Consider the following 13,765-nt stretch of genomic DNA (forward strand, 5'->3'; position numbering starts at 1 on the left):
CGGAAAAAGTGCTTCAGAAAACAAGCCAGCAGCAGTAAATAAACCACAAACCTCACAAACTAGTACTGCGCCAAGTGATGAAAAATCAGTATCTGGTGTATTGCATGTTGTTTATAAAGGTTTAGGTGGAGTTGCTTTGCTGGATAGTCAGGGTAATTATCAAAAACAATACTTAACTAATGGTACGGGCTGGCGTTATTTTGCCAAAGCAACTATTAACGGTAGAACGATGTATCGATTAGGTAGCCAAAAGCAATGGATTCCCGCAGAATTTACAGATGTAAAAGATGTTGAAGTTACTAAAACAGAATCTAATTCAAGTTCTAAAGCTAGCGATGCAAAGCCATCGGAAGCTTCAAGTAGTCAAAAAACAGATTCTAAGCAGACAGAAAGTAGTTCAAAAGAAACTACTACTAGTGCTCTTACCGAGTTTACAAGTGCTAATGGTATTTTGGATGTAAATTATTCTGGTTTAGGTGGAGTTGCCTTGTTAGATAGTCAAGGTAACTATCAAAGCCAACATGTAGCAAATGGTACAGGTTGGCGTTATAACGCTAAAGGTAAGATTAATGGTCGCTTGATGTATAGAATTGGTAGTGATAAGCAATGGATTCCCGCAGAGTTTGTCACTATAGATAAAGATGCTGACTTGCCTAATTATTCACGTACAACTGGTATTCTTTATGTAAACTACCAAGGATTGGGTGGGGTTAACTTACTTGATTCTCAAGGTAACTATCAAAATCAATACGTAACCAATGGATCAAGTTGGCGTTATTTTGCTAAGGCTACAATTAACGGCCGTGAAATGTATAAACTTGGTGGCGATAAACAGTGGATCCCAGCAGAATTTACCGCTGGTTTCCAAAATAAATCTGGCTACTATCAAGTGCAATATAACCAAATTCAACCATCTATTTATGCTCCAGGTTATAATTTGGGTTACAACTATGAAGGTGTGAAGACTTGGCTTGTAATGCGTCGCTTAGGAACTTATGCTGGTTATGCTAACTATAACTGGGCTACTGTAAATGCCGTTAAGAATTTCCAAGCAAGTCACGGATTAAATCCAACTGGAATTGTTGATTTAGCTACTTGGTTAAAACTTGGCTTTATTAAAGAAACTTGGTATGGTATTGACAGTTACGTTGCCCCACTTGGAGCAGGGAAAAATGCTAGTCGAGAAGATCATATTAATGCAATGATTAATCAAGCATATAAGTATTTAGGCAAGCCATATATAGTTGGAGCTTCATCTAGCCCAGATTATGGAGTTGACTGCTCAGGCTTAGTTTTGCAAGCTCTTTATGCTGGTGGATTAAATCCAACATCAATTTCATCAACTCAACATGCTCATCCAGGAAATGAATGGAACTCTCGTGTTCTTTGGGCCGATCCTAAATTAATGACTGTTCCTTTGTCTGATATTCAAAGAGGGGACTTAGTATTTTACTATGAACCAGGTACAAGAACTATTTGGCATGTTGCTCTCTACATTGGTAATGGACAAGTTATTGAAAGCTGGCCACCAAGAGTGGGAATTAGTACTTTAAGAGATTACAACCGTTCAATTATTGCTGGTGTTAAGCGTCCATTCATCTAAATTTTCAGAAAAATAATCCTATATTCGGGATAATAATTGCATTTATCCACAATTGATGGTACTATAACTTAGTCGTATATAATCTATGGTCTGCAAGATTGACTATGGCAAAGGAGAATAGAGAACATGAAACAAGGAATTCATCCAGATTATCAACAAGTTGTTTTCATGGATTCAGCAACTGGTGCTAAGTTCTTAGCAGGTTCTACTTTGAATCCATCAGAAACAGTTGAATTTGAAGGTAAGACTTATCCATTAGTACGTGTTGAAATTTCATCAGATTCACACCCATTCTACACTGGTAAGCAAAAGTTTGCTCAAGCAGATGGCCGAATCGAAAAATTCAACAAGAAGTACGGTCTTTCATCAAAGGAAAACAAATAATTGTATCCTTGCAATTAAGCAGTCCTTACCGGACTGCTTTTTTCTTGCAAATTCGACTTTATAAGACATTATATTTATAAATTTAGAGGTTTTTAGTATGAAAATGCAACTTGCGGAAATCGCCAAGGCGCTTGATACAACAATTGAAGGTAATAGTGATCCTGTTATTAGTTCAGTTGCTTTTGATTCTCGAAAAATTAATGAAAATGCATTGTTTGTACCTTTAAAGGGGGAACGTGATGGACATGATTTTATTAATTCTGCCATCGCTAATGGTGCAGTAGCCACTTTATGGGAAAAAGGCCACCCTAATAAGCCTGATAACTTCCCAGTGGTTGAAGTAGATGATACTTTAGCAGCAATGCAAGAGTTAGCAAAATATTATCTTAATAAGGTAAATCCAGCTGTTGTTGGTATTACTGGTTCAAATGGTAAGACAACAACTAAAGATATGGTTGCAGCTGTCTTGTCTAAGCGTTTTAATGTGCATAAGACTCAAGCCAATTTTAATAATGAAATTGGTGTGCCAATGACGATTTTAGAAATGAAGCCAACTACTGAAATTTTAGTGCTTGAAATGGGGATGGACCGGGCAGGTCAATTGCATCATCTTAGTTCATTGGTTAAACCGGATGTTTGTGTGATTACGATGATTGGGGAAGCTCATATTGAGTTTTTTGGTTCACGTGATAAAATTGCCGATGCAAAAATGGAAATTACTGATTTCTTAAAAGAAGACGGTGAGTTTATTTACAATGGTGATGAGCCCTTATTAAGACAAAGAGCAGAAAAGATTAGTCAGGCTAAATCTACTTTTGGATTTAATGATCAAGATACAATTTATGCGTTAGAATTTAAGAGCTATATGCATCATGCATCTTTTGTAACTAGTTCCTCAGAGCAAAAATTTTCGATTCCGATGATTGGTAAACACAATGTTTCAAATGCAATGGCTGCGATTTGTGTTGGACATCATTTTGGAGAAACTGATGATGAAATTGCTGCTAGTTTATCAAACTTTACACCAACTGCTAATAGAATGCAGTGGCGCAAAGGGGATGTTGGTGAAGATATTATGGATGACATCTATAATTCTAATCCCACAGCAGCTAAGGCGGTTTTGACAAGTTTTGGACAAGTAGAAGTTCCTGAAGGCGGAAGAAGAATTGCTGTTTTAGGTGATATGCTTGAATTAGGTTCGGCTTCTGCAGCTCTTCATGCTTCTCTTGCTGAAAAACTTGATCCATTGGTAATTAATGAAGTTTACTTGTATGGACCTGAAATGAAGAATTTGGAAGAAGCAATTAAGGATAAATATGCACCAGCTTCATTACATTATTATCCACAAGATAAGATGGAACGAATGATTGATGATCTTAAAAATGATATTCATTCCAATGATATTGTCATGCTCAAAGCTTCTCACGGCATGCATTTAGATAAAGTTTTAGAAAGATTACTTTAGGAGAGTTTTAGTGAAATTTACAGAATTAGGCTTAAATGATGCTTTGTTAAAAGCAATTAAACGTAGTGGTTTTGAAGAGGCAACTCCAATTCAAGAAAAGACAATTCCATTAGCTTTAGCTGGCAAAGATGTAATCGGGCAAGCTCAAACGGGAACTGGTAAAACTGCTGCTTTTGGTTTGCCAATTTTGCAAAAAATTAACAATAAAGAACATTTTATTCAAGCTTTGGTTATTGAGCCAACTCGAGAATTAGCAATTCAAACTCAGGAAGAATTATATCGCCTAGGACGTGATGAAAAGGCGAAAGTTCAAGTTGTTTATGGTGGTGCTGATATTAGTCGCCAAATTCGTGCTTTGAAGCAAACTCCCGCTATTTTAGTGGGGACTCCTGGGCGAATTTTAGATCACTTAAAGAGAAAAACAGTTAAATTAGATAAAATTAAAACAGTTGTTTTGGATGAAGCTGATGAAATGCTAGATATGGGCTTTATCCAAGATATTGAAAGCATTTTGGATTTTGCCCAAAATCGTGAACATACACTTTTATTCAGTGCAACAATGCCTAAGCCAATTTTGAGAATTGGTGAAAAGTTTATGAAGGAGCCAGAAATTGTTCAAATCAAGTCTAAAGAATTAACTGCTGATTTGATTGATCAATATTTTGTTCGGGCAAAAGAAGCAGAAAAATTTGATATTATGTGTCGTTTAATCGACGTTCAAGCTCCTGATTTGGCGGTTGTTTTTGGACGAACTAAAAGAAGAGTAGATGAATTAACTCGAGGTTTAGTTGCTCGTGGCTATAATGCGGCTGGTATCCACGGAGATTTGTCACAAGCCAAAAGAATGAGTGTATTAAAACGATTTAAGAATGGAAAATTAGATATTCTAGTTGCAACTGACGTTGCAGCTCGTGGTCTTGATATTTCAGGAGTAACTCATGTTTATAACTATGATATTCCACAAGATCCAGATTCTTATGTTCACCGAATTGGTAGAACAGGACGTGCGGGTAAAAATGGTATCTCTGTAACTTTCGTTACCCCAAATGAAATTGGTTATATGAGAACTATTGAAAACTTGACTAAAAAGAAGATGTCACCGCTTCGTCCACCAACAAATGATCAAGCACTTCAAGGTCAATTAGCAATTGCCCACAAGCAAATCGAAGACTTACTCAAGGCTGATTTAACTAAATATACTGAAGAAGCAAGTGAATTATTAGATAATTATTCAGCAGTAGATTTAGTAGCGGCATTTTTGAAGAATTTATCTAAAGATGCAGATGAAATTAAGGTTAAGATTACACCTGAAAAGCCATTGCCGTATAAGGGAAATGATCGTCGGCGTGGTCATCGCAATAATTTCAAGCATGGTGGCGATCGCAATGAAAGACGGCATCGCAAGAGTAATGTTCGACGCGGTAAGCACGATTTTGTAATAAAAAACAAGAAAGATCATAAATAATTAAAATTTTGGCTCAAATTGTAATATTTGGGCCATTTTTTGTATAATAAACCACAAAGAAGGTGGCAAAATGTTTCATAGTATTGGGTCAGATATTACCCACTTGAGTCGCTTTGAAAAAATGGCCAAGCGAGATTTATTTGCAAAGAAAGTTTTAACACCAAAGGAATTTCAAATTTATCAAGCTTTAAAAGGAAGAAGACAACTAGAATTTTTAGCTGGACGTTTTTCTGTTAAGGAATCTTTTTCTAAGGCCTGGGGGACAGGTTTAGGAGAAGTAGGATTTCAAGATGTTGAAACCTTAAATGCACCAAATGGCAGGCCCATTACCACAAGCACTTTGTATGATGGTCGAATATTGGTTACTATTAGCCATGATTTAGATACATGCATCACTTTCGTAGAATTGGAGGATTATAAATGGTACCAGCAATTCATCGGCCAGCTGAAGTCGAAGTTGACCTACTTGCGATTAAAAAGAATTTACAAGCGGAAAAAGCACATTTAAAACCAGGACAAAAATTATTTGCTGTTGTAAAGGCAAATGCTTACGGGCATGGTGCTGTAAAAGTTGCCAAAATGGCAGCAAGAAATGGTGCAGATGGCTTTTGTGTTGCTGTGCTAGATGAAGCATTTGAATTACGGGATGCAAGTATTGTAGACCCTATTTTAGTTTTAGGAGTAACTCCTGCTAATGAAGCTTGCATTGCTGCGGCTCATAATATTTCTTTGACAGCCCCTAGTTTAGAATGGCTCAAGGCAGCTGATATGGCATTAGCTAAAAAAGATATGGTTTTAAAAATTCATTTAGCGATTGATTCAGGTATGGGAAGAATTGGCTTTAGTGAAGATCAAGAATTTATTGCTGCCAATGAATTTTTACGCAATAGCACTCATTTCATTGTTGAAGGTATGTTTACACATTTTGCGAGTGCAGACAGTGCAGATAGTAGCTATTTTGATTATCAAGTTAAGCGATTCAATCATTTGAAAAATTTATTATCAATTAAGCCTAAATGGATTCATGTCGCTAATACAGCTTCTAGCATCTTTGATAAGCAAATTCATTCAGATATTGTTCGTTTTGGAATTGGATTATATGGGTTAAATCCATCATCTAATCCAGCTAGTCCTGATTTAGAAAGTAAAATTACCTTAAAGCCAGCTTTATCCTTAGTTAGTGAATTATCATTTGTAAAAAAAGTTCACTCTGGTTATGGAATTGGTTATGGTTCAACTTATGTGGCTGATAGTGATCAATGGATAGGAACGGTGCCAGTAGGTTATGCAGATGGAATTATTCGAAAATTGAGTGGCTTTAAAATTAAAGTTGGGGACAATTTCTGCCCAATTGTGGGAAGAATCTGTATGGACCAGTTGATGGTATTATTACCAGAAAAAATGCCAGTTGGAACTAAAGTAGTTATATATTCTAATAAGACAGAAGATCCTAATTCAATAAAAAAAGCGGCAGACTATGTTGATACAATTCATTATGAATTAGCTTGTTTATTAAGTGATCGACTACCTCGAATTTATCATGAATAAAAAAAGTAGCTATCATTAGGATAGCTACTTTTTTTATTTAACTTAAAGAGTAAATTGATCAGGGTCCTCATCTTTTCTGATAGTTGTTCCAGTTTGTAAATCTTCAATTTCTGCAACAACATAGCCCTTCTTTTCAAGCTTTTCAACAATAGTCTTGAGCGTTTCTTCTGATACACCTGCTGGTAAAGTGAATAAAGTTCTCCGAACATAGTCACTTGCCCCTAAATTACCATCTAAAGTAATAACACTTGCTAAATTAGTGTACTTAGAAATAATTTTTGACATTTTAATCAAGTTACCGCGTTCATTATCAGATAATACAGTCAATACAAATGAACTAGATTTAAGATTCCAAGCATCTGATAACATGCTCAATAAACGATTGTGAGTCAAAATACCATAAAACTTGTTATCTTCATCTAAGACAGCAATATAAGGTAAATCCTTAATATTGAAGAAAACTTTGAAAAATGGTGAATCAACTTTAATAGTTTTAGTTGCATTCTTCAATAAGTGGGTAACTGGTAAAGACATGTCGCCACCTTGTGATTTATGGCGATAAATGTGCATCTTGTAGATGTTACCACGGAAAATGGTGCCACTGTCATCTAAAATTGGTACACAACGATAGCCAGAATCTTCAAGAATTTTAAGTGCTTCTTCTAAAGTTGCTTTCTCATTAACAGTGGTTAAGTAATCTTTTTTGTAAACTAAAGATTTAATGAGCATGTAGCTGCCTCCATCCATTGAAAGTTATATAAATTAATTGTATCATACGCTCTTTTAAAATTAAATAAAAATTAGATAGTTAAAATAGAAAATATGCAAGACTTTGGGAATACAATCGTCTTTATGCTAAAATTAATAAGAACTAACTAGAGGAGTTATTAGTAAAATTATGAAATTAATTGCTGGACTAGGTAATCCTGGAAAAAAATATGATAAAACCAAGCACAATACCGGTTTTATGTGTTTAGATAACTATATGGCTAAAAATAATCTTAGCTTAAATCAGAACAAATTCGAGGGCCTTTTTACTAAAGAAAAAATTGCTGGTAAAGATGTTATTCTACTTGAACCACAAACCTATATGAATGAATCTGGGCGTTCAATTAGACAAGTAGCGAATTTCTTTAAAATCGATCCAAGTGATATTTTGATTATTCAAGATGATATGGACATGCCTATTGGCAAAATTCGAATAAGAGCCAATGGTAAAAGTGGCGGTCATAACGGAATTAAGTCAATCATTCGTGATTTAGGCACTGAAAAGTTTAATCGCTTAAAAATTGGTATCCGCCATCCTGAAAACACTACCGTTGTTTCTTGGGTTTTGACTCCCTTTAATAATGAACAACAAAAATTAATGGATGCAGCTTTTTCTACTAGTGAAGATATTTTGACTGATTTCATTAGTGGAAAAGATGCTGGTTATTTGATGAACAAGTATAATTAATGATGAAACTAACTGAGATTGTCGCCCAAGATAAAGAATTGGGCGCTTTTTTGATAAATACAAATAAAAATAACAAATCGCTTTTAACAGGTATAAATGAACGAAATTTACCACTTATTTTACTTGAATTATTAAAGCAAAATAATACGCTTTTAATTATTGAAGAAAATGAAAATAAGGCCCAAAGATTAGTTGATAACTTGGCGCCTCTTTTACCTGAAGAAAAAGTACAATATTTTGCAGTAGATAGTACATTAGCTACTCAAAGAGCTACTGCTTCACCGGATGAATTAGCTCAACGAATTAAAGCTCTTCATTTGCTATTAAGTGAAGAAAATGGCATTGTTGTTACAACGGCACAAGGATTAGAATACCAACTTAATTCTAAAGATAGTTATACAAAGAGTAACAAGCTAATAAAAGTTGGCCAAGAATATGATTTAAAACAGATGAATAGTTGGCTTGTGGCAAGTGGTTACCGTAAAGAAGCCCTGGTTGCTAAACCTGGAGAATTTGCAGTGCGTGGAGATATTTTAGATATTTATCCATTAGATCAAGCTTTGCCTGTTAGAATAGAGTTCTTTGGGGATGAAGTAGATACTGTTAAAAGTTTTGATGTAAATACTCAAAAAAGTATTTCTGAAAAAGACCAGATTAATGTTTTACCAGCAAGTGATCGAATTTTTGAATCTGCTAATTTGAAAAAGGCTCATAACTTAATCAAGGATGAGATTAAGGAAAGTCTAAATCCTAAAGCAGCTGAGCAAAATTTTGCGCAAGTGCTTGATGAGCTATCCCAAGGAAACTTGCCAGATAATTATGCTTTCTTAGTTGATTATTTACTTCCTAAAAGTTGCAGCCTACTCTCCTATTTGCCAGAAAATGGATTGGTAGTTTTCAATGATTGGCCAGCAATAAAAAAGACTGATGGTGAAATAGCTGCTCAGAATGCATCCTTTATTAGTGATGAAATTAAGGCCGGGTTAATGTTAAATAGCCAAAAGTTGCGGTTAAATTTAACTACTGTTTTAAGGCAAAGCAAACATAACCGTTTATACTTATCGTTGTTTCAAAAAGGAATGGGACAATTAAGGTTTGATGACTTCTTTAATTGGCCATGCAGAGAACCTGAACAATTTTTTAGCCAGATGCCCCTTATTAAGTCTGAATTAAATAAGTATCAAAAACAAGGCTATACAGTAATCTTACAAGCAGATAATGAAAAACGGAGCAAACAAATCCAAAGTAATTTAATAGATTTTGATTTAAATTTGCCAATTGTTGCTAAAGATAAATTAGTTGAGCATAAGCTTCAAATTACAGTTGGTCAATTTAATCAAGGCTTTTATTTACCGCAGCTTCAACTGCTTTATCTAACAGAACGCGAATTATTTAATAAACAAGTTCATAAAAAGCGTAAAATTCTTAATTTGGAAAATGCTCAACGCTTACGTAATTATAATGACTTAAAGCCAGGAGATTATGTTGTTCATGTAAATCATGGGATTGGGCGCTTTGAAGGAATTAAGACTTTAGATGTTGATGGACAAAAGCGTGACTATATAACTATTACTTATCAGGGGCATGACCAATTGTTTGTGCCAGCTGATCAACTATCTTTAGTTCAAAAATACGTAGGCTCAGAAGGACATCGTCCCAAGGTTAATAAGTTGGGTGGAAGCCAATGGGCTAAAACTAAACGCTCAGTTCAAAGCAAAGTAGAAGATATTGCAGATGATTTGATTAAGCTATATGCTGCTAGAGAAAGTGAAAAAGGATATGCTTTTTCTAAAGATAATGACTTGCAAAAAGAATTTGAAGATGCATTTCCTTATGTTGAAACACCAGATCAATTACGTTCAAGTAATGAGATTAAAGCAGATATGGAAAAGTCAAAAGCCATGGACCGTCTGCTAGTTGGTGATGTTGGATTTGGAAAAACAGAAGTGGCTATTAGAGCTGCATTCAAAGCAATCCAAGATAATAAGCAAGTAGCCTTTTTAGTTCCGACAACAATTTTAGCTCAGCAACATTTTGATAATATTTCAGATCGTTTTAAAGATTTTCCAGTTAATGTTGCTCTTTTATCTCGTTTCCAAAGTAATACTGAAGTTAAAGACATTCTAGAAGGTTTAAAAGATGGCAAAATTGACTTGGTGGTAGGAACTCATAGAATTTTATCTAAAGATGTTGAATTTAAAGATTTAGGTTTGCTGATCATTGATGAAGAACAACGCTTTGGTGTAAAGCATAAAGAACGGCTAAAAGAGCTGAAAAATAATGTAGATGTATTAACTTTAACTGCGACTCCAATTCCTAGAACTTTACATATGTCTATGGTTGGGGTTCGTGATCTATCAGTGATGGAAACTCCGCCTGTCAATCGCTATCCAATTCAAACTTATGTAATGGAACAATTGCCAAGCGTTATTCGTGAAGCATGTCTACGAGAGATGGCACGTGATGGTCAAATCTTTTATCTGCATAATCGAATTGGCGATATTGATGAAACAGTTGAGCATTTACAGCAACTTATACCAGAAGCCAAAATTGAAGCAATTCATGGGCGAATGAGTGAAAATCAAATGTCGGATATCTTATATCGTTTTTTGCATAAACAATTTGATATTTTAGTGACGACTACGATTATTGAAACTGGAATTGATATGCCCAATGTTAATACCTTGATTATTGAGGATGCAGATCACTATGGATTAAGCCAACTTTATCAACTACGTGGAAGAATTGGAAGAAGCGCCCGTTTAGCGTATGCTTATTTTTTATATCAACCTAATAAAGTGTTGACTGAGGTTGGAGAAAAGCGGCTTGAAGCAATTCGTGATTTTACAGAATTAGGTAGTGGCTTTAAGATTGCAATGCGAGATTTATCGATTCGTGGTGCAGGTAATATGTTAGGGCAGCAACAACATGGCTTTATAGATAGTGTTGGTTATGACTTATATGCTCAAATGCTTGATGATGCAATTAAGGCAAGAAAAGGTGGGCATAAACTGGCCAAAACCAATTCTGAAATTGATTTAGGCGTTGAAGCTTATATCCCAGATACTTACATTAGTGACCAACAACAAAAAATTGAATTTTATAAGAAAATCAAAGTTATTAGTTCTGAAGATGAATTAAATAGTATTGAAGATGAGCTTTTGGACCGCTTTGGCGATTATCCAGTTGCTACTGAAAATTTATTGGCTATTGCTAAAATAAAGTATTTAGCTGATTTAGCCGGAGTTTTAGAAATTCGTTATACAAAAGACAAATTAAAAGTTGAATTTAATCAGGCAAGTAGTAAACATTTGCAAGGCCCTAATATTTTTAAAGCTTTAGAACATGTTAATATGAAAGCATCAGTTGCTTTAACTGAGCAACAACATTTAACTGTTTTATTAGTTAAGGGGGCTATGAAGCGGAGAGTTTTATTTAATGAATTAGAAACTTTTCTAACTGATGCCGGCAAATTAGTAGATAAATAAAAGGAGAAAAAATGAGACTTGATAAATATTTAAAGGTTTCACGTTTAGTGAAAAGAAGAACTGTTGCTAAAGAAATGGCTGACCAAGGGAGAATTGAAGTTAATGGTCGTGTGGTTAAGTCAAGTTATGATGTTAAGCTTGATGACATTATTAGTATTGGATATGGAAGTCGCACAGTAAAAGCGCGAGTATTGAATATCCGTGAAACTACTAAAAAGGATGAGGCTAGTGAGTTATACGAACTGGTTGATTAATGACTTTTATTCGGGTTCTTGTTATACTTAGCGTAGAATAGTAGTTTTGTGGATAGAGGTTAAAAAATGCGGGGACCACGAATTTATGAAGCTTCTGATAAAGAGTTAGCTCAACTTAGACGAAAAAGAAAAAAAGCGACTGAAGAAGTTCATCGCAAGCGACGAGTACGATATTTAACAATCTTTGGCTTGATTTTTGTAGTTTTAGGAATTCAGTTGATTCTTAATATTACAACCACTCATCGAATTAAATCTGAGATTCAAACCAATAAAACTAGTTTAGTAGAGCAAAAAGAAACCAATCGTCGCTTAAAGATTAAGCGTAATAACTTAAAGGATCCAGATTACTTGGCGAAATATATTCGTTATAAATTTTATTACTCTAAGAAGGGTGAGCAAATTTATAATATTCCATAAGATTCAAAGGATAATCAATGAAATTTGAAGTAGGACAACGAATTATAGGAAAAATTAATAATGTTACTGATTATGGTATATTTGTTAGTTTAAAAAATAAAAGTGGTTTAATATACAAGGATGACTTCAAGGATGGTTGGGAAAGGGAGAAGTTAAAATTCCAGCCAGGCCAAGAAGTTAGAGTTGTAATTACACAAATAAAAAATAAAAAAATCGCCTTGTCGCTTAAACGTGTTGATGATCCTAACTTAGTTGATCCTGATAATCAATTTAATAATTTAAGTCAGGAAGCTTTTGCTAGTACCTTAACTGAACTAACTGTGCAGGCGAAAAAGACAATTAAAGATTTGCAAGATGGTCTGAATTAGGCCATCTTTTTTATAGGATATGGATAAATTAAAGCAATTTTTGACAGATTATAATCTTGACTTTAAAAATAAAACAATTATTGTTGCTTGCAGTGCTGGCCCAGATTCTTTGGCTTTAGTTGATATGTTGAAGAATTGGCCATTAAGATTAATAGTGGCTCATTTTGATCATCAAATTCGGCAAGATAGCTACTTAGAAACTGAATTATTGGAGCAATATTGTAAACAAAATGAGTTACCTTTGTATGTGAAAAAATGGGAAAATAACCAGAATAAAACGGAAGCAGCTGCTAGAAAAGCTAGATATAGTTTCTTATTGGCCTTAGCTAAAGAAAAGCAAGCTGATTACTTATTAACGGCTCATCATGGGGATGACTACTTAGAAAACATCATTTTAAAATTAATTCGTTCTGGTGATCCAGCTGAAATGAGTTCACTTCAAGCAGTAGGTCAAATGGAAGGTGTAAAGCTTGTTAGACCCCTTCTTTATTATTCAAAAAGTGAGCTAACTAAGTATCTATTAGATAAACATTTAGCTTTTATTACGGATGAAACGAACCTAACGAATGAAAATTTACGAAATCGGATAAGGCATCAGTTGATTCCTCTACTCAAAGAAGAAAATCCTACAATTTTAAAAAATGGACGAACCTTTGGGCAAAAAATGATGGCTTATCAAGGTGTAACCCAGCATACTTTTTCTGCTATAAAATTAGAACAAGTTGCAGATAGCTGGCGAATAAAGAAAGCGTCTTTAGCTAGCTATACTGATGCAGAAAAGGCTTTGTTTTGGGAATGGAAGATTTGGCGGTATTATGATGAACGAGTCCATTTAGAAAAATGGCAAAGTGGCCCTTATCGAATTCTTGAATATCAAGATTATGTTTACTTGTTTAAAGGGCAACCTAAATTTGTAGATAAGAGTTCAATAAAGTTGGATCAGCCTTTTATTTTCCAAGGACGAAAATATGTAATATCCACTCAAGTACTACCACAAGCCAACTTAATTGGTTCATTTTTGGCTCAAAAGGGCAATTTAAAAATGGGATCCGCTATTTCTGGTAGTAAGTTACCATTAAAAAATGGACATCATGCAAAGAGTAAGAAGTTTTTTGCCCAGGCCGCTATTCCTAACATTCTTAGGCCGGCTATTCTTTGTTTATATCAAAATGAAACAATTGTTTTTATTGAAGATGTGTATAAAAATCAAAAATGTGCTAATGATTTTATTAAGTATTACGTTTTCTTGGTAAATTAGTGCCAAGTAAAGTAAAATATTAGAGAGAGTCTAGTATTTGTGTTACACTTGCTAGGTAA

General features: G+C 34.5%; 12 protein-coding genes and 1 pseudogene. 12 read left to right on the plus strand and 1 reads right to left on the minus strand.

Annotation, left to right across the window (positions count from 1 at the left end; translation table 11 throughout):
- The first annotated feature begins 577 nt into the window (after positions 1 to 577).
- The 6 genes and pseudogenes from ETI37_RS04735 (at position 578) to alr (ending at position 6,465) form a co-directional block, all read left to right on the plus strand.
- Positions 578 to 1,603, plus strand: coding sequence for a C40 family peptidase (locus ETI37_RS04735; protein ID WP_006587642.1), 1,026 nt, complete (start codon positions 578 to 580; stop codon positions 1,601 to 1,603).
- A 126-nt stretch (positions 1,604 to 1,729) separates the two neighbouring features.
- Positions 1,730 to 1,987, plus strand: coding sequence for a type B 50S ribosomal protein L31 (locus ETI37_RS04740; protein WP_143458469.1), 258 nt, complete (start codon positions 1,730 to 1,732; stop codon positions 1,985 to 1,987).
- 97 nt (positions 1,988 to 2,084) lie between these two features.
- Entirely contained in the window at positions 2,085 to 3,452 is a 1,368-nt protein-coding gene (locus tag ETI37_RS04745; RefSeq protein WP_006585888.1) for a UDP-N-acetylmuramoyl-tripeptide--D-alanyl-D-alanine ligase, read from the plus strand.
- 10 nt (positions 3,453 to 3,462) lie between these two features.
- Complete coding sequence (gene cshA, locus ETI37_RS04750) at positions 3,463 to 4,917, plus strand: degradosome RNA helicase CshA (protein WP_143458468.1); 1,455 nt, start codon at positions 3,463 to 3,465, stop codon at positions 4,915 to 4,917.
- A 70-nt stretch (positions 4,918 to 4,987) separates the two neighbouring features.
- Positions 4,988 to 5,332 (plus strand): annotated as a pseudogene (acpS, locus tag ETI37_RS04755) (holo-ACP synthase); the annotation flags it as partial.
- Positions 5,333 to 5,337: 5 nt separating this feature from the next.
- Complete coding sequence (gene alr / locus ETI37_RS04760) at positions 5,338 to 6,465, plus strand: alanine racemase (RefSeq protein ID WP_006587643.1); 1,128 nt, start codon at positions 5,338 to 5,340, stop codon at positions 6,463 to 6,465.
- Positions 6,466 to 6,507: 42 nt separating this feature from the next.
- Here the strand turns inward: alr and cbpA are convergent, their stop codons facing one another.
- Positions 6,508 to 7,194, minus strand: a complete 687-nt coding sequence (gene cbpA, locus ETI37_RS04765) for a cyclic di-AMP binding protein CbpA (RefSeq protein WP_022091076.1) — start codon at positions 7,192 to 7,194, stop codon at positions 6,508 to 6,510.
- A gap of 169 nt (positions 7,195 to 7,363) precedes the next feature.
- On the opposite strand from cbpA, the gene pth reads away from it, so the two are divergent.
- The 6 genes from pth (at position 7,364) to tilS (ending at position 13,706) form a co-directional block, all read left to right on the plus strand.
- Positions 7,364 to 7,921 (plus strand): aminoacyl-tRNA hydrolase, encoded by a 558-nt coding sequence (gene pth, locus ETI37_RS04770; RefSeq protein WP_006585883.1) that lies wholly within the window; start codon positions 7,364 to 7,366, stop codon positions 7,919 to 7,921.
- 2 nt (positions 7,922 to 7,923) lie between these two features.
- The gene (mfd, locus tag ETI37_RS04775; RefSeq protein ID WP_034530168.1) at positions 7,924 to 11,409 is read left to right on the plus strand and encodes a transcription-repair coupling factor; all 3,486 of its coding nucleotides are present in this window, start codon (positions 7,924 to 7,926) and stop codon (positions 11,407 to 11,409) included.
- An 11-nt stretch (positions 11,410 to 11,420) separates the two neighbouring features.
- Complete coding sequence (locus ETI37_RS04780) at positions 11,421 to 11,663, plus strand: RNA-binding S4 domain-containing protein (protein ID WP_006585881.1); 243 nt, start codon at positions 11,421 to 11,423, stop codon at positions 11,661 to 11,663.
- A gap of 66 nt (positions 11,664 to 11,729) precedes the next feature.
- Positions 11,730 to 12,080, plus strand: coding sequence for an FtsB family cell division protein (locus tag ETI37_RS04785; protein ID WP_143458467.1), 351 nt, complete (start codon positions 11,730 to 11,732; stop codon positions 12,078 to 12,080).
- Between the two features lie 17 nt (positions 12,081 to 12,097).
- Positions 12,098 to 12,448, plus strand: coding sequence for a S1 RNA-binding domain-containing protein (locus ETI37_RS04790; RefSeq protein WP_006585879.1), 351 nt, complete (start codon positions 12,098 to 12,100; stop codon positions 12,446 to 12,448).
- Positions 12,449 to 12,467: 19 nt separating this feature from the next.
- Positions 12,468 to 13,706, plus strand: coding sequence for a tRNA lysidine(34) synthetase TilS (gene tilS, locus ETI37_RS04795; protein WP_006585878.1), 1,239 nt, complete (start codon positions 12,468 to 12,470; stop codon positions 13,704 to 13,706).
- Positions 13,707 to 13,765: the final 59 nt, after the last annotated feature.

Origin of the sequence: Lactobacillus mulieris (assembly GCF_007095465.1) — a bacterium.
Lineage (GTDB): Bacteria > Bacillota > Bacilli > Lactobacillales > Lactobacillaceae > Lactobacillus > Lactobacillus mulieris.